General features: G+C 64.4%; 15 protein-coding genes. 8 read left to right on the top strand and 7 right to left on the bottom strand.

Going from position 1 to position 17554, the window contains the following annotated elements; translation table 11 throughout:
• The first annotated feature begins 37 nt into the window (after positions 1–37).
• From ACEN9F_RS04720 to ACEN9F_RS04735, 4 genes are all read left to right on the top strand, one after another.
• A complete protein-coding gene (locus ACEN9F_RS04720) occupies positions 38–787 on the top strand; it encodes a pseudouridine synthase (RefSeq protein ID WP_413418330.1) in 750 nt (249 codons plus the stop codon).
• A gap of 204 nt (positions 788–991) precedes the next feature.
• Positions 992–1666, top strand: a complete 675-nt coding sequence (locus ACEN9F_RS04725; protein WP_413418332.1) for a flagellar brake protein — start codon at positions 992–994, stop codon at positions 1664–1666.
• A gap of 76 nt (positions 1667–1742) precedes the next feature.
• Positions 1743–5150, top strand: a complete 3408-nt coding sequence (locus ACEN9F_RS04730; protein ID WP_413418334.1) for an ATP-binding protein — start codon at positions 1743–1745, stop codon at positions 5148–5150.
• Positions 5134–6057 carry a response regulator gene (locus tag ACEN9F_RS04735; protein ID WP_413418336.1) on the top strand — a complete coding sequence of 308 codons (924 nt, stop codon included), beginning with the start codon at positions 5134–5136 and terminating at the stop codon, positions 6055–6057. Before ACEN9F_RS04730 ends, ACEN9F_RS04735 begins: the two co-directional genes overlap by 17 nt.
• Positions 6058–6063: 6 nt before the next feature.
• Here ACEN9F_RS04735 and ACEN9F_RS04740 read toward each other — a convergent pair whose 3' ends face one another.
• Positions 6064–6915, bottom strand: coding sequence for a hypothetical protein (locus tag ACEN9F_RS04740; protein WP_413418338.1), 852 nt, complete (start codon positions 6913–6915; stop codon positions 6064–6066).
• Between the two features lie 139 nt (positions 6916–7054).
• On the opposite strand from ACEN9F_RS04740, the gene ACEN9F_RS04745 reads away from it, so the two are divergent.
• Together ACEN9F_RS04745 and ACEN9F_RS04750 are read left to right on the top strand one after the other, a co-directional pair.
• Entirely contained in the window at positions 7055–8338 is a 1284-nt protein-coding gene (locus tag ACEN9F_RS04745; protein WP_413418340.1) for a DUF445 domain-containing protein, read from the top strand.
• Positions 8339–8413: 75 nt separating this feature from the next.
• Positions 8414–9196 (top strand): substrate-binding periplasmic protein, encoded by a 783-nt coding sequence (locus ACEN9F_RS04750; protein ID WP_413418342.1) that lies wholly within the window; start codon positions 8414–8416, stop codon positions 9194–9196.
• Here the strand turns inward: ACEN9F_RS04750 and urtE are convergent.
• The 6 genes from urtE to ACEN9F_RS04780 all read right to left on the bottom strand — a co-directional run bounded on the left by urtE (position 9193) and on the right by ACEN9F_RS04780 (position 15955).
• A complete protein-coding gene (urtE, locus tag ACEN9F_RS04755; RefSeq protein ID WP_413418344.1) occupies positions 9193–9891 on the bottom strand; it encodes an urea ABC transporter ATP-binding subunit UrtE in 699 nt (232 codons plus the stop codon). The two genes, ACEN9F_RS04750 and urtE, sit on opposite strands and share 4 nt — an antisense overlap.
• 5 nt (positions 9892–9896) lie before the next feature.
• Positions 9897–10754 carry an urea ABC transporter ATP-binding protein UrtD gene (gene urtD, locus ACEN9F_RS04760; protein ID WP_413418346.1) on the bottom strand — a complete coding sequence of 286 codons (858 nt, stop codon included), beginning with the start codon at positions 10752–10754 and terminating at the stop codon, positions 9897–9899.
• A complete protein-coding gene (gene urtC / locus ACEN9F_RS04765) occupies positions 10751–11833 on the bottom strand; it encodes an urea ABC transporter permease subunit UrtC (protein ID WP_413418348.1) in 1083 nt (360 codons plus the stop codon). The genes urtD and urtC overlap by 4 nt, the downstream gene beginning before the upstream one ends.
• Complete coding sequence (gene urtB, locus ACEN9F_RS04770) at positions 11830–13437, bottom strand: urea ABC transporter permease subunit UrtB (protein WP_413418350.1); 1608 nt, start codon at positions 13435–13437, stop codon at positions 11830–11832. Before urtB ends, urtC begins: the two co-directional genes overlap by 4 nt.
• Before the next feature lie 104 nt (positions 13438–13541).
• Positions 13542–14741 (bottom strand): urea ABC transporter substrate-binding protein, encoded by a 1200-nt coding sequence (gene urtA, locus ACEN9F_RS04775; RefSeq protein ID WP_413426969.1) that lies wholly within the window; start codon positions 14739–14741, stop codon positions 13542–13544.
• 92 nt (positions 14742–14833) lie between these two features.
• Positions 14834–15955, bottom strand: coding sequence for a porin (locus ACEN9F_RS04780; protein WP_413418352.1), 1122 nt, complete (start codon positions 15953–15955; stop codon positions 14834–14836).
• Between the two features lie 185 nt (positions 15956–16140).
• Between ACEN9F_RS04780 and ACEN9F_RS04785 the strand changes: the two genes are divergently transcribed.
• A complete protein-coding gene (locus tag ACEN9F_RS04785) occupies positions 16141–16368 on the top strand; it encodes a hypothetical protein (protein ID WP_413418353.1) in 228 nt (75 codons plus the stop codon).
• A 73-nt stretch (positions 16369–16441) separates the two neighbouring features.
• Positions 16442–17539 (top strand): DNA topoisomerase IB, encoded by a 1098-nt coding sequence (locus tag ACEN9F_RS04790; protein WP_413418355.1) that lies wholly within the window; start codon positions 16442–16444, stop codon positions 17537–17539.
• Positions 17540–17554 lie beyond the last annotated feature (15 nt).

The raw sequence follows: 17554 nt of genomic DNA on the forward strand, positions 1-17554 counted from the left end.
TTTTTAAGCAGCATCCCTCCTTTACAAGAAAAGCACCATGTCCGAAGAATTATTACGCCTATCCAAACGCATGTCCGAACTGGGCCTGTGCTCGCGCCGCGAAGCCGACGAGTGGATAGCGCGCGGCTGGGTACGGGTCGATGGCCAGGTCATCTCCGAACTGGGCACCAAGATCTACCCGAGCCAGAAAGTCACCGTCGAGCGCCAGGCCGCCGCCGAGCAGTCCAAGCGCGTCACGGTGCTGATCAACAAGCCGATGGGCTATGTCAGCGGCCAGGCCGAGGACGGCTACCAGCCGGCCGTGGTGCTGGTCAAGCCGGAAAACCGCTGGCCGGACGATCCGTCGCCGGAAATCTTCCACCCCACCCAGTTGCGCTCGCTGGTGCCGGCCGGCCGCCTGGACATCGATTCGGTCGGCCTGCTGGTGCTGACCCAGGACGGCCGCGTGGCCAAGCACCTGATCGGCGAGACCACCGACGTCGACAAGGAATACCTGGTGCGCGTCGAGTACACCAAGCCGGGCAAGCTGCCCGACAGCGACCTGAAAAAACTCAACCACGGCCTGTGGATGGACGGCAAGCCGCTGCTGCCGGCCAAGGTGCGCTGGCAAAACGACGACCAGCTCAGCTTCACGCTGCGCGAAGGCAAGAAGCGCCAGATCCGCCGCATGTGCGACATGGTGGGCTTGAAAGTTGTCGGACTGAAACGAGTGCGCATCGGCAAGGTCAAGCTGGGCGACCTGCCGGTCGGTCAATGGCGCTATCTGCGGCCGGAAGAGCAGTTCTGAGACAGTTCGCGAAATATTCTTGCTATTTTGCAAGCCAAGAGCGCGAATAACTTGTAAACTGTGCAGATCGACCTCGCATTACAGAAGTCATTATCAAAGAGATATGCCGTCGTGAACGATCCTATACCAAATGAATTTCGCCGCGGTCCTCCCAGCCTAAAAGATGCTGTGGAACCAATTCCGGCGGGTTCGAAACCGCACGATATGGCCGATGAGCATGACATCGGCGATTCGCTGACCCTGCTCGCCGAAAACGGCGATCCGATCTCGATTTATCCCGCCAGCACCACCAACGTGGTGATGGCGCGCATCAAGTCGGTCGACCCTGAAAACCCGTATTTTGTGCTGGAATTGAACGAGGGCGAATTCATCCCGCCCGGCGAGGCCACCTTCGTGGCCTGGCTGCGTTCGGCCAAGATCCAGTTCAAGCTGGCGTCGCCGGACTGGGCCAGCCAGCCGGGCGAGCCGACCCTGATCCCGCTGGAGTTCCCGCTCAAGTGCCTGGTGCTGAACCGTCGCTCCTCGACCCGCCTGGAAACCCCGCTGGGCATCTACTACATGGCCTCGTTCGTGCTGAACGGCAAGCCGTATGAATTGCAGCTGTATGACTTCTCGTCGGGCGGCGTCGGCATGCGCGCGCCGCCGCGCGATTGCGTCGGCCTGCACGTGGGCCGCAAGCTGCAGCGCGTGCGGCTGGAGCTGGGCCCGGACTCGGTGATGATCGCCGACCTGGAAGTGCGCCTGCAGCGTACTTTCCGCTCCTTCCTGCTGGGCGAGCAGGTGCAGATCGGCTGCCAGTTCATCAACCTGTCGCCGGTGATGCAGGAAGAACTGGCGCGCCTGCTGGACAAGCTGAGCAACAACAAGATGCAGCGTTGAGCGTCACAGTCGGCATGTAAATTGCTTAAGAAAGCAGCTAGAGACACTAGCTGCTTTTTTTATTTACGGGCCCGGCATGACTACAACACAGCGCATCGTCAAGATACGGCGCGACTACAACACCTGGGTGGCCAACGAAACCATCGAGGACTACGCGCTGCGCTTCACGCCCCGTTCCTTCCGCAGGTGGTCGGTGTTCCGCGTCTCGAACACCGCCTTCGGCGCGATCTCCTTCCTGGTGCTGGAGGCGATCGGCGGCACCATCACCGTCAACTACGGCTTCATCAACGCGCTGTGGGCCATCATGGCGGTCGGCCTGATCATCTTCCTGACCGGCCTGCCGATCAGCTACTACGCCGCCCAGTACGGCGTCGACATGGACCTGCTGACGCGCGGCGCCGGCTTCGGCTACATCGGCTCGACGATCTCGTCCTTCGTCTACGCCTCGTTCACGTTCATCCTGTTCGCGCTGGAGGCGGCCATCATGGCCTACGCGCTGGAGCTGTACTTCCATCTGCCGCTCTATCTCGGCTACATGGTCAGCGCGCTGGTGGTGATCCCGCTGGTCACGCACGGCGTCACCCTGATCAGCCGCATCCAGATGCTGACGCAGCCGGTATGGCTGGTGCTGATGGCCCTGCCCTTCATCGCCATCCTGTACAAGCAGCCGGAGCTGCCGTCGCAGCTGATGGCCTACGCCGGCCGCTCCGGCCAGAACGGCCACTTCAACGTGCTGATGTTCGGCGCCGCCACGGCGGTCGGCGTGGCGCTGATCACGCAGATCGGCGAACAGGTCGACTTCCTGCGCTTCATGCCGCCCAAGACCGCGGCCAACCGCCTGCGCTGGCACTTCGGCGTGCTGGTCGCCGGGCCGGGCTGGATTTTCCTGGGCATCGCCAAGATGCTGGGCGGCGCGCTGCTGGCCTATCTCGCCATCAGCAGCGCGGTGCCGCTGGAGCAGGCCGTCAATCCGACGCAGATGTATCTGATCGGCTTCGGCCAGGTGTTCTCGTCGCCGCGGATCGCGCTGCTGGCCACCGCGCTGCTGGTGGTGATCTCGCAGGTCAAGATCAACATGACCAACGCCTATGCCGGTTCGCTGGCGTGGTCCAACTTCTTCGCGCGCCTGACGCACAGCCATCCGGGCCGCGTGGTGTGGGCCGTGTTCAACGCGCTGATCGCCGTGCTGCTGATGGAGCTGGACGTGTTCCAGGCGCTGGACCAGGTGCTGGGCCTGTACTCCAACATCGCCATCTCGTGGATCACGGCGGTGGTGGCCGACCTGGTGATCAACAAGCCGCTGGGCCTGAGCCCGAAAGGCATCGAGTTCCGCCGCGCCTACCTGTACGACATCAATCCGGTCGGCGTCGGCGCCATGCTGCTGGCGTCGGCCCTGTCGGTGGCGGCCTTCATGGGTGTGTTCGGCGCGCAGGCGCAGGCTTTCTCGGCCTTCATCGCGCTGCTGACGGCGCTGGTGACGTCGCCGCTGATCGCCATCGCCACCAAGGGCAGGTACTACATCGCGCGCAAGCCCGAACACGTGCACGGCAAGACTTGCGTGATCTGCGAAAAGGAATACGAAGCCGACGACATGGCGCACTGCCCGGCCTATCAAGGTTCGATCTGTTCGCTGTGCTGCTGCCTCGACGCCCGCTGCAACGACGTCTGCAAGCCGCACGCGCGGGTGTCGGTGCAGTGGCAGGACGCGATGCAGGCCATGCTGCCCAAGTCGCTGTGGCGCTACCTGAGCAGCGGCCTGGGACACTACCTGTTGCTGATGATCGTCACGGTGATGTTCCTCGGCGCGCTCCTCGGCCTGATCTACTATCACGAGCAATCGGTGCTGCCGGCCGGCGCCGGCGCGCTGCTGCCGCAGCTGCAGCTGGTGTTCTTCAAGATCTTCGCGGCGCTGCTGCTCACCAGCGGCATCGTCGCCTGGTGGCTGGTGCTGACCAGCGAAAGCCGCCGCGTGGCGCAGGAGGAATCGAACCGCCAGACCGGCCTGCTGACGCGCGAGATCGAGCTGCACTCGCAGACCGACGCCCAGCTGCAGCAAGCCAAGAAGACCGCCGACCTGGCCAACCAGGCCAAGAGCCGCTACATCGCCGGCATCAGCCACGAGATCCGCACGCCGCTCAACTCGATACTCGGCTATGCCCAGCTGCTGGACAACGATCCGTCGATACCCGAGCACCGCCAGCAGGCGATCCGCGTGATCCGCAGCAGCGGCGAACACCTGCTGTCGCTGATCGAAGGCACGCTGGACATCGCCCGCATCGAAGGCGGCAAGTTCAACTTCGACATGAAGGAGCTGAACTTCCCCGACTTCATCGGCCAGATCGTGCGCATGTTCGAGCTGCAGGCGGCCAACAAGGGCCTGAGCTTCCGCTACGAACTGACCGGCACCCTGCCGCGCATCGTCCGCGCCGACCGCAAGCGGCTGGGGCAGATCCTGATCAACATCCTCGGCAACGCGGTGAAATTCACCAGCCATGGCGGCATCGTGCTGCGCCTGCAGTACGCGCGCGAGATGGCCTCGTTCGAGATCGAGGACACCGGCCCCGGCATCCTGCAGGAGGAGATCGACCATATCTTCGAGCCCTTCTCGCGCGGCAGCGCCAGCGCGCACGCCAACGCCAGCGGCACCGGGCTTGGCCTGCCGATCTCCAAGATGCTGACGCAGCTGATGGGCGGCGAGCTGAAAATCCGCAGCCCGCTGGATCGGCAACCGCAGCAGGGCAGCCTGTTCCACATCCGCCTGTTCCTGCCCAGCGTGCACGTCTCGGGCAAGGAGCTGCGCGAGCTGGAATCACCCGAGCAGCAGCGCACCGGCTATCGCGGCCCGCGCCGCCGTGTGCTGGTGGTCGACAACGAGCGCGTCGACCGCGAGCTGCTGCTGAATATCCTGACCCCGCTCGGCTTCGAAGTGGCGCAGGCGGCATCGGGACTGGAGTGCCTGGACCTGTACGCCGCCTTCCAGCCGGACGTGATCTTGATGGACCTGGCCATGCCTGGCATGGACGGCTGGGAGGCCAGCTACATCCTGCGCCGCCGCCAGCTGTCGGCGGTGCCGATCGCCATCGTCTCGGCCAACGCCTTCGACAAGGGCATGGAGAATCCGGCCGGCATCCGCGCGGCGGACTTCATCATCAAGCCGGTCAACGTCGGCGAGCTGCTGGACTGGATCGGCCAGCGCCTGTCGCTGGAATGGATCACGCAGGCGCGCGCCGAAGGTGTCCGCAGCGAGATGCCGGCGCCGGCCACGCAGCTGGTCTATCCGCCGGAAGCGGCGATGGAAGCGCTGCGCGAGCTGATACGCATCGGCTATGTGCGCGGCATCCAGAACAAACTCGATGAAATCGGCGCGCTCGACCCGCGCTATCTGCACTTCACGCAAACCATGCGCAATTTCGCGGCGCGCTTCCAGCTGGACGCGATGGCCGACTTTGTCAGAAAGAACAAGAGCGATGAACTTCAACACTGAAGCCGGCCTGGTGCTGGTGGTGGACGACGTGCCCGAAAACCTGGCCGTGCTGCACGACGCGCTGGACGAATCGGGCTTCACCGTGCTGGTCGCGAACAACGGCGAAACCGCGCTGCAGCGCGCCGCCGAGGCGCAGCCGCACATCATACTGCTGGATGCGATCATGCCCGGCATGGACGGTTTCGAGACCTGCCGCCGCCTGAAGGCCAGCCTGGCCACGCGCCACATTCCGGTGGTCTTCATGACGGGACTGACGGAGGCCGAGCACGTGGTGGCCGCCTTCGACGCCGGCGGCAACGACTACGTCACCAAGCCGCTGCGCACCAGCGAGGTATTGGCGCGCATCGCCGCGCACATGCAGACCGCGCGGCTGGTGGACCAGGCCCGCAGCGCGCTCGACGCCTTCGGCAACGCGGTGATCGCGATGTCGCCGCGCGATGGCCGCATCGTCTGGCAAACGCCGCTCGCGCGCACGCTGATGCAGGGCTACCTGGTGGATTCCGAACTGACCACGTGGCTGCAGGCGACGCAGTCGGCCCACAGCCAGGGCCAGTCGCATCCGCCGCTGACGCTGGCGCGCGGCAGCCGGCGGCTGATCTTCTCGGCGGCGGAGTTCAGCGAGGACGAGCAATGGATGATCGTGCTGCGCGAAGAGTCGGACGCCGCGCAGATCGAGAAGCTGATGGCGTCCTTCAAACTGACGCAGCGCGAATCGGAGGTGCTGAACTGGGTCATCAAGGGCAAGACCAACCGCGACATCGGCGATATCCTCGGCACCAGTCCGCGCACGGTCAACAAGCACCTGGAACACGTGTTCGTCAAACTGGGCGTGGAAACCCGCACCTCCGCCGCCTCGGTCGCCCTCGGCAAACTGCGCCCCGGCGGCCGCAACGAGGAGCATGCGTAGGCGGTGTCAGCGCCTGGACTGTTGGTTGACATTGTCCGCCAGCGCCTTGCCTGCGGCCTGTGCCGCCGCGACCGCCTCCGGCGTCAGGCCGCCCTTGGCGCGATCCACGATCGGACCAAAGGGGTTCGGGATTGTCGCCGTGTTGGACTTGCGCTGCATATCCTCGAATATCTGGCCCATTGCATAGGCATAGCGCAGCGCCAGCACCGGATCGGCTACCAGTGATTTCCCATAGCCGCTGTACTCGCTCATCAGCACGACGATGCTGGACACATCGCCAGCCCGCGCGCCTGCCGCCAATTGCTCCGACGCCTGCTGGCGCCACGCCACCACCAGCGGATCATCCGGCCGCGTCTTCAAGGCGCTGGGATCGCCGAACGGCCCCGCGCGCAGGAACGCCCCATCGGCACTTCTGACGCCTGCCTTGGCAGCCATCGCCAGATGCTCGATGCGCGACATCTTGATCCGTTCGGTCATGCCGCTGCAAACGATCTTCTGCGCCTTGCGCTCCTCGTCGGTCAGGCCGCGCATGTGCGGCTCCGGCAGCATATCGAACTTGTCCACGTCGCCCTTGGCCGCAAAATCCACGCAGGATTGCACCAGCAGATATGCCTGGAAAGCACCGGCCGCCCCATCGGCCGCGATCAGGCGTTCGAGCTGCAGCGCCAGCGGCACGTCAGGATCGGCCTGCGGCGCCTGCGGCATCGCGCGCGGGCCCGCAAGCCACGCATCGGCGCCGGCGCGCGCCGGCTTTGGCTGCGGTGGCGGCGCCACGTTGGCGGCATCCGGCCGACTGGAATGCCAGTACAACAGCAGGATCAGTAGCGGCAAGCCAAGCAGCGCAGCTTTGAATTTCATGAAGTAAGCAAAGGATGAACGGACATGCAATGTAGCATGGAGAACAACGCAGGAAATGCGTGGATTGTCACCTGAGCGTGCCCGCCCCGCTTTTTGACATACACTGCCATCATCATCCACTCGATGACGGCGGGCAGGCATGAGCAAGGAAGAGGAACTGAAACGCGCCAAGCAACTGGCGCTGTCGCTGCTGGCCGTGGCGACACTCGTCTTCATCATCACCTCGTTGCTGCCGCGCGGCTTCTGGGTGGACGGCGTGCGGGCGATCTCGGAGGCCGCCATGGTCGGCGCGCTGGCCGACTGGTTTGCGGTGGTGGCGCTGTTCCGCAAGGTACCGATTCCATTCGTCTCCCGCCACACCGCCATCATCCCCAGCAACAAGAACAAGATCGCCGACAACCTGGCCGCCTTCGTCGACGACAAATTCCTCAAGCCCGAATCGCTGGCGACGGTGATCCTGAAGACCGATCCGGCCACCAATGTCGCCGAATGGCTCAAGGAACCCGCCAACCGCGGCTACCTGGCCGGCCACCTGCTCAAGCTGGTGCCCGAAATCCTGTCCACCGTCGACGATGCGCGCATCCAGCAACTGCTGCGCGACGCGCTCCACACCGCCATCGGCAAGCTGGAACTGTCGCCCGCGCTGGGCGCCCTGCTCGCCGGCCTGACCAAGGACGGCCGCCATCAAGAGCTGCTGGACGACGGCATGGTCGCCCTGATCGGCGTCATGAACCGTCCCACCACCCGCGAGATGATCGCCGGCCAGATCGCCGCCTGGCTCAAACGCGAACACGCCACCATGTCGCTGGTGCTGCCGACCGAATGGATCAGCGAAAGCGGCGCAGTCATGATCGCCAATACGATCAAGAACATCATGGAAAACATCGCCGCCGACAGGGACCACAAATTGCGGGGAAAATTCGACGAGATGGTGCGGAATTTCGTCGTGCGGCTGGAATCCGATCCGGCCTTCATCGCCAAGGGCGAAGACCTCAAGCGCTACCTGCGCGACGGCGACACCTTCAACACCTATATCGCCGACTTGTGGGGCAGCGTGCGCGACTGGATCAAGGCCGATATCGCCACCAGCGACTCGCGGCTCAACGAAGGCGTCATCAAGGCCGGCCAGTGGCTCAGCGAAGAGCTGCTCGCCCACCCAGAGATGCGGGCCTCGCTGAACCAGCACATGGCCGGCATGGCGCGCACGCTGGCGCCGGCCTTCTCCAGCTTCCTGACCCGCCATATCAGCGATACCGTCAAAGCCTGGGACGAAAAGGACATGTCGCGCCAGATAGAGCTCAACATCGGCAAGGACCTGCAGTTCATCCGCGTCAACGGCACGCTGGTCGGCGGCTTGATCGGCCTGCTGCTTTATGCCAGCGCCCAGGCGATGGAAGTGTTCGGAACTTATCTGTATCACTGACTATCGTGATAGCATGGAATTTCCGACTTCCGATCAACGACTCAGACATGCGGCGTGGCTAAATCCTGGCTTACCTTGTTGATTTCCGCACTGTGCGCCACCGTGCACGCGGCCGACATTCCGGTCACGATCTACGCCGACGCCGGCTACCCTCCCTACTCCTACGAAAAAGACGGCAAGCCCGCCGGCCTGTATTACGAGATCACGCGCGCCGCCTTCTCCCATATGCATGGCTACAAGATCGACGTGCAGGCCGTGCCCTGGAAGCGCGGCATGGCGCTGCTCAGGTCCGGTACCGGCTTCGCGCTGTATCCGCCCTATATGAACACCAGGGACGAGCCGTGGACCTGGCCATACTCATTGCCGCTGTATGAAGAGCGCGTGGTGGCGGTGTGCCGCAAGGATGTATTGGCGGCCAAGCCGCGCAAGCGCTGGCCGGAAGACTTCTTCGGCCTCACCATCGGCAACAACGCCGGCTTCATCGTCGGCGGCGACGCCTTCGACAAGGCCGTGCAAGCCGGCAGGCTGCGCATGGAAGAAGGCAAGGACAGCGAGACCAACATCCTCAAGCTGGGCATGAAGCGCATCGACTGCTACATCAACGACCGCATCTCGATCCAGTGGACCCGCAACCAGCTCAAGGCCGAAGGCAAGTACGACGAAGGCGGCGCCCATGCCGAACTGGCCGAAGCGGCGCAGATCGCGGTCAAGCAGGGCTACCTTGGCTACACCGACCGCGACAACGGCAAGTACGCCTACAAATCAGACTTCGCCAAACAGTTCGACAGCGCCATCCAGCAAATGAAACACAATGGCGAAATCGACGCCATCGCCCGCAATTTCTTCAAGCCGCACTAGACCGCCAGGTGGCGCTTGACGTCCGGGTCGTTCATTGCGGCCTGGGCGCCCGACGCCACCACCTCGCCGCGCGAGAGTACGATGAACTGGTCGGCCAGCTCGTGGGCGAAGTCGAAGTACTGTTCACACAGCAGGATCGCCATGTCGCCGCGCTGGCGCAGCAGCCGGATCACGTTGCCGATGTCCTTGATGATGGACGGCTGGATGCCCTCGGTCGGCTCGTCCAGGATGATCAGCTTGGGCTCGGCCAGCAAGGCGCGCGCGATCGCCAGCTGCTGCTGCTGGCCCCCCGACAGATCGCCGCCGCGCCGGTGCAGCATGTCCTTCAGCACCGGGAACAGCTCGTACACTTCGCCCTTGATGGTCGACGCCTTCTTGCCGCTGTGCGTGGCGAGCCCCATCAACAGGTTCTCCTCCACCGTCAAGCGCGCGAAGATCTCGCGCCCCTGCGGCACGTAGGCAATGCCGGCACGCGCCCGCTGGTGCGTCGCCATGCGCGTGATGTCGCGGCCTTCCAGCTTGACGCTGCCGGCCGATACCGGCAGCACGCCCGTCAAGCACTTCAGCAGCGTGGTCTTGCCCACGCCGTTGCGCCCCAACAGCGCCATGCACTTGCCCCGTTCCAGCTCCAGCGACACGCCGCGCAAGGTGTGCGAGGAACCGTAGTACTGGTTGATTTTTTCGACTTGCAGCATATTTGTCAGCGTCCCAGATAGACTTCAATCACCCGCTCGTCGGCCTGCACCTGCGCCATCGTGTCCTGCGCCAGTACCGAGCCTTCATGCAGCACCGTCACCACGCCCTGCTGCGCGATCTCCGTCACGAACGCCATGTCGTGCTCCACCACCATGATCGAGTGCTTGCCGCGCAATTCGTTCAACAGCTCCGCCGTGCGCGCCGTCTCGGCATCGGACATGCCGGCCACCGGTTCGTCCAGCAGGATCAGCTGCGGCTCCTGCATCAGCAGCATGCCGATCTCCAGCCACTGCTTCTGCCCGTGCGACAGCAAGCCGGCCAGGCGCCGCTCGCTGCCGTTCAGGCGTATCAGCTTGAGGATCTCGTCGATCTTGCCGCGCTGCTCGGACGACAACCGCGCAAACAGCGTAGGCCGCACGCGCTTGTCGGTCTTCATCGCTAGCTCCAGGTTCTCGAACACCGTGTGCTGCTCGAAAATGGTCGGGCGCTGGAACTTGCGGCCTATGCCCGCATGCGCGATCTGGTACTCGGTCATGCGGCTCAGGTCCATGGTCTGGCCGAAGAACGCCGTGCCCGAGGTCGGCCGCGTCTTGCCGGTGATGACGTCCATCATGGTCGTCTTGCCGGCGCCGTTGGGCCCGATGATGCAGCGCAGTTCACCCACCGAGATATCCAGGCTCAGTTTATTCAGCGCCCGGAAGCCGTCGAACGACACCGTGATCTCTTCCAGGTACAGGATCGCGCCGTGGGTCGTGTCCAGTCCCTCGCCGGCCACGCGGCCGTAGGACGGGCCCTGCGCGCCGATTGCGTCCGGGCCGGTTTCCTTGTCCAGGCGCTGTTCCAGATGTTCGTTGGCACTCATGCCTGCTCCTTGCGCATGCGCGCCGCCAGTCCCGCTATGCCCTGCGGCAGATAGCGCGTCACCAAGATGAAGATCAAGCCCAGCGCGAACAGCCACAGGTTAGGGAAAGCGCCGGTGAACCAGCTCTTCAAGCCGTTGACCGAGAACGCGCCGATGATGGGCCCCAGCAGCGTGCCGCGCCCGCCGACCGCCGCCCAGATCACCATCTCGATCGAATTGGCCGGCGACATTTCGGACGGGTTGATGATGCCGACCTGCGGCACATACAGCGCGCCGGCGATCCCGCACAGCACCGCCGACAGCGTCCACACGAACAGTTTGAACCACAGCGGGTTGTAGCCGATGAACATCAACCGCGACTCCGAATCGCGCACCGCCTGCAGCACGCGGCCCAGCTTGGACTTGACGATCCAGCGGCACAGCACCAGCGATCCCGCCAGCACCGCCAGCGTCACCAGGTACAGCGTGGCCTTGGTGCCGGGCGCGCTGATCGAATAGCCCAGTATCCGCTTGAAATCCGTGAAGCCGTTATTGCCGCCAAAGCCGGTGTTATTGCGGAAGAACAGCAGCATGAAGGCATAGGTCATGGCCTGGGTGATGATCGAGAAGTACACGCCCTTGATGCGCGAACGGAAGGCGAAGAAGCCGAACACGAAGGCCAGCACGCCCGGCACCAGCACCACCAGCGCCAGGCAGTACCAGAAGCTGTCGGTCGCGGTCCAGAACCACGGATAGGTTTTCCAGTCCAGGAACACCATGAAGTCCGGCAGGTCGCTTTGGTACACGCCCTCGCGGCCGATGGCGCGCATCAGGTACATGCCGTGCGCATAGGCGCCCAGCGCGAAGAACACGCCGTGGCCCAGCGACAGGATGCCGGCGTAGCCCCACACCATGTCGAGCGCCAGCGCGGCCAGCGCGTAACACATGAATTTTCCGATCAGGCTCACCATGTAGCTCGGCACATGCAGCGCATGGCCGTCGGCGAAGAACAGGTTCAGCAAGGGCAGCGCCGCCAGCAGCAGCACGCAGGCCACGATGCCGCTCCACGCGCGGCGGGAAAACAAGGAGGGATGGGTCATTCTGCGCTCCTGCCTTTCATCGCGAACAGGCCCTGCGGCCGCTTCTGGATGAAGATGATGATGAAGATCAGGATCGCGATCTTGGCCAGTACCGCGCCCGCCACCGGTTCCAGGAATTTGTTCGCCTCGCCCAGCCCCAGCGCGGCGATGACCGTGCCGGCCAGCTGGCCGACGCCGCCCAGCACCACCACCATGAAGGAATCGACGATATAGCTCTGGCCCAGGTCCGGCCCCACATTCCCCAGCTGCGACAACGCCACGCCGCCAAGGCCGGCGATGCCGGAGCCGAGGCCAAAGGTCATCATGTCGATCTTCGCGGTGGAGACGCCGACGCAGCCGGCCATGCGGCGGTTCTGCATCACGGCGCGCACGAACAGGCCGAGGCGCGTCTTGTTCAGGATCAGCCACACGCCGGTGACCACCAGCAACGCGAAGATGATGATGGCGATGCGGTTGTACGCCAGCACCAGCGAGCCAAGCACCGTCACGCCGCCCGACATCCAGGCCGGATTCGCCACCTCGACGTTCTGTGCGCCGAAGATGGTGCGCACCGCCTGCATCAGGATCAGCGAGATGCCCCAGGTGGCCAGCAGCGTTTCCAGCGGACGGCCGTAGAGCCAGCGGATCACCGTGCGTTCCAGCGCGATGCCCACCGCCGCCGTCACGACGAAGGCGGCCGGCAGCGCGGCGACCAGGTACCAGTCCAGTGACTCCGGCAGGTAGCGGCGGAACGCCACCTGGCACAGATAAGTCGTATAAGCGCCTATCATCAGCAATTCGCCGTGCGCCATGTTGATGATGCCCATCAGGCCGAAGGTGATCGCCAGGCCCAGCGCCGTCAGCAGCAGCACGCTGCCCAGCGAGATGCCGTAGAAGACATTGCCGATGAATTCAGTGCGCGCCAGGCGGCTGTCCAGCGCCGCCAGCGTATGGGCGGCGGCCACGCGCACGCCCTCGTCCGGCTCCATGTGGCTGCCGTCCGGATTATCGGTCTGCATGGCTTGCAGCAGCGGACGCAGGTTGGCGTTGCTGCTGGCGGCCAGCGCCTCGACGGCGGCCTTGCGCTTGAAGGCGTCAGGCGACTGCAGGTTGGCGGTGGCGGCGACCAGCTGCAGCATGGGGCGGATCTCGGCGTCGGTTTCCGTGGCGAGGGCCTTCTCGATCAGCGGCGCCTGCGCCAGCGTCACGCTCTTTTGCAGCTCGGTGGCGGCGGCAAGGCGCGCCGCGCGGTCGGTGGAAAACAGTTTAAGCGCGGACAGCGCATCGTCCGCCGCGCCGCGCAGGCGGTTGTTGACCATCAGGCCGTCCAGGCCTTCCGGCAGCGGGCCGGTGGCGCCGGTGGATGGATCGTAGGCCTTGTCGTCGGTGACGATCAGTATGCGGCCATCGGGCGTCGCGTACAGCGCGTCGTTCTTCAGCGCCGTCAGCAGGCGCGTGGCGTCGTCGTTGGCCAGCGCGCCGATCTTGACGATGGCCTCGACACGGGCGTCGGGATCGTCGCCGGCGAGCTGCGCCAGCAAGGCTGGATCGATGGCCGCCCGCGCCGCCGAAGCGAAGCACAGGCATGCGATGAGCAGGAGTTTTTTCAAGATACGGTTCCTCATTTGAAGCTTGAGACTCGGCATGGATCCCCGCTTGCGCGGGGACGACGCACTCGGGATCGGCCGTCGTTCCCGCGCACGCGGGAACCCATGCTGACGAGGCGTACTTACAGCTTCTGCTTGCCCTCGTTACCCGGAATGAACGGGCTCCACGGATTGGCGCGCACCGGACCCGGCGTCTTCCACACCACGCTGAACTGTCCATCCGGACGGATCTCGCCGATAAACACCGGCTTGTGCAAGTGGTGATTGGTCGGATCCATGGTCAGCGTAAAGCCCGAAGGGGCCTTGAAGGTCTGGCCGCCCATCGCCGCGATCACCTTGTCGGTATCGGTCGACTTGGCCTTCTCCACCGCCTGCGCCCACATATGGATGCCGACGTAGGTCGCTTCCATCGGATCGTTGGTCACCACGGTATTCGCATTCGGCAGCTTCTTGGCGACGGCATACGCCTTCCACTTCTTGATGAACTCCGTATTCACCGGGTTCTTCACCGACTCGAAGTAGTTCCAGGCCGCCAGGTGGCCCAGCAGCGGCTTGGTGTCGACGCCGCGCAGTTCCTCTTCGCCCACCGAGAACGCCACCACCGGCACGTCGGTCGCCTTCAGGCCCGCGTTGCCCAGCTCCTTATAGAACGGCACGTTCGAGTCGCCGTTGATGGTCGAGATCACCGCCGTCTTGCCGCCGGCCGAGAACTTCTTGATGTTGGCGACGATGGTCTGGTAATCCGAATGGCCGAACGGGGTGTACACCTCGTCGATATCGCTGTCCTTCACGCCCTTGCTCTTCAGATAGGCGCGCAGGATCTTGTTGGTGGTGCGCGGATAAACGTAGTCGGTCCCCAGCAGCACGAAGCGCTTGGCGCCGCCGCCCTCCTTGCTCATCAGGTACTGCACCGCCGGAATCGCCTGCTGGTTGGGCGCCGCGCCGGTGTAGAACACGTTCTTCTCCAGCTCCTCGCCCTCGTACTGCACCGGGTAGAACAGCAGGCTATTGAGCTCCTTGAACACCGGCAGCACCGACTTGCGCGACACCGAGGTCCAGCAGCCGAACACCACCGATACCTTGTCCTGCGCGATCAGGCCGCGCGCCTTTTCCGCGAACAGCGGCCAGTTGGAAGCCGGGTCGACCACCACCGCCTCCAGCTTCTTGCCCAACACGCCGCCCTTGGCGTTGATCTCGTCGATGGTCATCAACGCCACGTCCTTCAGCGACGTTTCGGAAATCGCCATCGTGCCCGACAGCGAGTGCAGGATGCCGACCTTGATGGTGTCGGCGGCATGGGCCGAGGCGCCGGCCGCCAGCATGGCGGTAGCGGCGGCGATGCGGCTCAGGGTGCCAATGAATGTACGACGATCGTTGCGACGATTTTGCATGTGATAGCTCCGTGAGTGAAGGATTAGTATTGCAGTTGCAGCGCGACGGAGAACTTGTCGTTGTCGGCCGCGCTGGTGATCCTGGTCTTCGAGTACACCGCGCTGATCTGCGCGTTATAGCCGTCGATGATGTAGTTCACGCCAGCGTCGAACTGTTTGGTGTCGATGTTGGTGTCGGCGGCGAACTTCTGCCAGCGCACGAAGGGCTGGAACTTGCCCCAGCCGGCCTTCTGCTCGAAGATGTAGGAAGCGCCGGCCGAATACGCCTTGCCCTGCTCGGACTTGATGATGTCGTCGGTGTCGTAGTTGTACCAGGCCGCCTCGATCGCGAACGCGCCCGCGCCCTTGATGCGCTTCTCCAGCAGGAAGTCGACGTTGTAGGAGCTGTACTTGCCGACCGCGCCCACGGTCAGGATGCCGTCCTTCTGCTGGCGCCCGGCCACGCCGATGGCCAGGATGTCGGCGCCGCCCAGGTAGTTGCCGGTGCCGTAGTAGCCCGGCTCCGCATCCCAGAAGTCGTACTGCAAGCGGCCCGCGTACATCAGCGCGTCGTCGGCCTTGATCCCGGCCGCCTTGGCCTGCGACTGCGTCAGCGAGCCGATGCCGAAGGTATGGCCCTCGAACACGCCGAACGAGTAACCCAGCTTGCCGCCGTCGCCCACGTTGCCCCAGACGACCACGCCGTCGTCGCGGCCGCGGAAGATGCCGCCGTTGTAGCCGTAGCGCGAAGCCACGCCGGCCCAGTAGCCGCCGCCCAGCGAGTAGTACGGGCCCGCCATGTTGGCGCGGTCCGACGGCGACAGCAGGCGGCCGGCCCAGATGTTCAGCTCCGGCGAAATGGCGAACTGCCCGGCCGCGTCGAGGATGCGGATCTTGTCGCCGTCCCACTCGGTGTTGAGCATGCCCTTGATGTTCTTGTTGAGCGAGGCGCCGAAGAACAGGCGCGCGCTGTCGAGGTTGAAGTCGCTGGAACGGCCGCCATCCGGCGCGCCGCCTTCGGCGCTGGTATAGCTCTCGCGCAGGCCGAAGCCGACGCTGACCGACTTGTCCTCGCCTACATTGATCGTCGCCCCGGCCCAGGCATTGCTCATCGCCGCCGCCACCGCCGCCGCCATCAGCAGCTTGCTTCCCCGTGTAAGACTCATCACATCCCCCTTTGTTTTGGATGTTGCAAGATTATCCAGAGGGTAAGGAACGAGGAATACGTCGAATGACGTAGTGGCGCGGGAGGGACAAACGGGGGCAGACTGCGCGCCGCCTGCGCTAGCGCAAGCCGCCGGCCCTGCATAATTGATGGCACAATAACGCCTTCATTTTCAGGAAGACCATCATGACCATATTCGCCGCCTCCGTTTTCGACGCCACCGTGATCTATGAAGGCAATGAGCTGTTCAAGGGCCAGGGCGCCGCCAAGGGCTGGGCCGAAAAGCTGGCCAAGGAACTCGCATGCGAGATCGGCGTCGAGAAGCTGGGCACCGGCTGGGTCCTGACCGGCACCGTCGACGGCGAAGCCTGCAAATGGAGCATCGTCGGCCAGCGCCTCAAGCGCATGGACTGATCGTGCGCTAGCGCACATCGTCGTCCTCGGCGGCCGGGTACGATCCATCGTAGCCAGCTCAACGAGGACAACGATGAAGCGCGATTTACCATCAGCCGCCGCGGCGGACGCCACGCACGACGGCCCCGCCGCCGCCAAAACGGCCGGCCTGCGCTACGTGCACGACGACCAGCCCGGCATCGCCCGCCGCAAGCGCGGCCAGCACTTTCACTACCTCGATGCCGACGGCCGCGCCGTCACGGACATCGAGACGCTGGCGCGCATCAAGTCGCTGGTGATCCCGCCGGCATGGGTCGATGTCTGGATCTGCCGGCAACCGCTGGGCCACCTGCAAGCCACGGGCCGCGACGCGCGCGGCCGCAAGCAATACCGCTATCATCCGCGCTGGCGCGCGCTGCGCGACGAATCCAAGTATGAACGCATGCTCAGCTTCGGCAAGGCGCTGCCGTCGATACGGCGCGCGGTCGACGCCGCCCTCAGGCAGCCCGGCCTGCCGCGCGAGAAGGTGCTGGCCACCATCGTCTATCTGCTGGAAGCGACCATGATGCGGATCGGCAACCAGGAATACGCGCGCGACAACAAGTCGTTCGGCCTGACCACGCTGCGCGAGCGCCATGTGCGGCTGGACGGCAGCAAGGTACGGTTCCATTTCCGCGGCAAGAGCGGCGTCAATCATGAGGTAGAGGTGCAGGACCGGCGGCTGGCCAACATCATCCGCCGCACGCTGGACCTGCCGGGCCAGGACCTGTTCCAGTACATCGACGATGACGGCAACCCGCATACCGTAGGCTCGGCCGACGTCAACGAATATCTGCAGGCGATCGCCGGCGAGGACTACACGGCCAAGGACTTCCGCACCTGGTCCGGCACGGTGCTGGCGGCGGTCGCCCTGCTGGAATATGAGAAGTTCGATTCGGAGGCACAGGCCAAGAAGAACGTGGTGCAGGCGATCGAATCGGTAGCGAAAAAGCTGGGCAACACACCCACCATCTGCCGCAAATGCTATGTGCATCCGGCGGTGATCGAATCCTACCTCGACGGCACCATGCTCAAAGCCCTGCGCCGCCGCGCCCGGCAGCAGTTGCAGGAAGAAGTCCACTCCCTGCATCCCGAGGAAGCCGCCGTGCTGGCGCTGCTGCAACATCGTCTGCAATCAGCCTCGGCGAAGTAAATAGGAGTAGAATTT

Origin of the sequence: Duganella sp. CT11-25 (assembly GCF_047302815.1) — a bacterium.
Classification (GTDB): Bacteria; Pseudomonadota; Gammaproteobacteria; order Burkholderiales; family Burkholderiaceae_D; genus Rugamonas.

Coding starts and splice junctions, on each gene's coding strand:
- ACEN9F_RS04735 (WP_413418336.1), top strand. CDS start 5,134: ATGAACTTCAACACTGAAGCCGGCCTGGTGCTGGTGGTGGACGACGTG.
- ACEN9F_RS04785 (WP_413418353.1), top strand. CDS start 16,141: ATGACCATATTCGCCGCCTCCGTTTTCGACGCCACCGTGATCTATGAA.
- urtD (WP_413418346.1), bottom strand. CDS start 10,754: ATGAGTGCCAACGAACATCTGGAACAGCGCCTGGACAAGGAAACCGGC.
- ACEN9F_RS04725 (WP_413418332.1), top strand. CDS start 992: ATGGCCGATGAGCATGACATCGGCGATTCGCTGACCCTGCTCGCCGAA.
- ACEN9F_RS04745 (WP_413418340.1), top strand. CDS start 7,055: ATGAGCAAGGAAGAGGAACTGAAACGCGCCAAGCAACTGGCGCTGTCG.
- urtE (WP_413418344.1), bottom strand. CDS start 9,891: ATGCTGCAAGTCGAAAAAATCAACCAGTACTACGGTTCCTCGCACACC.
- ACEN9F_RS04720 (WP_413418330.1), top strand. CDS start 38: ATGTCCGAAGAATTATTACGCCTATCCAAACGCATGTCCGAACTGGGC.
- ACEN9F_RS04740 (WP_413418338.1), bottom strand. CDS start 6,915: ATGAAATTCAAAGCTGCGCTGCTTGGCTTGCCGCTACTGATCCTGCTG.
- ACEN9F_RS04790 (WP_413418355.1), top strand. CDS start 16,442: ATGAAGCGCGATTTACCATCAGCCGCCGCGGCGGACGCCACGCACGAC.
- urtC (WP_413418348.1), bottom strand. CDS start 11,833: ATGACCCATCCCTCCTTGTTTTCCCGCCGCGCGTGGAGCGGCATCGTG.
- urtB (WP_413418350.1), bottom strand. CDS start 13,437: ATGAGGAACCGTATCTTGAAAAAACTCCTGCTCATCGCATGCCTGTGC.
- ACEN9F_RS04780 (WP_413418352.1), bottom strand. CDS start 15,955: ATGAGTCTTACACGGGGAAGCAAGCTGCTGATGGCGGCGGCGGTGGCG.
- ACEN9F_RS04730 (WP_413418334.1), top strand. CDS start 1,743: ATGACTACAACACAGCGCATCGTCAAGATACGGCGCGACTACAACACC.
- urtA (WP_413426969.1), bottom strand. CDS start 14,741: ATGCTGGCGGCCGGCGCCTCGGCCCATGCCGCCGACACCATCAAGGTC.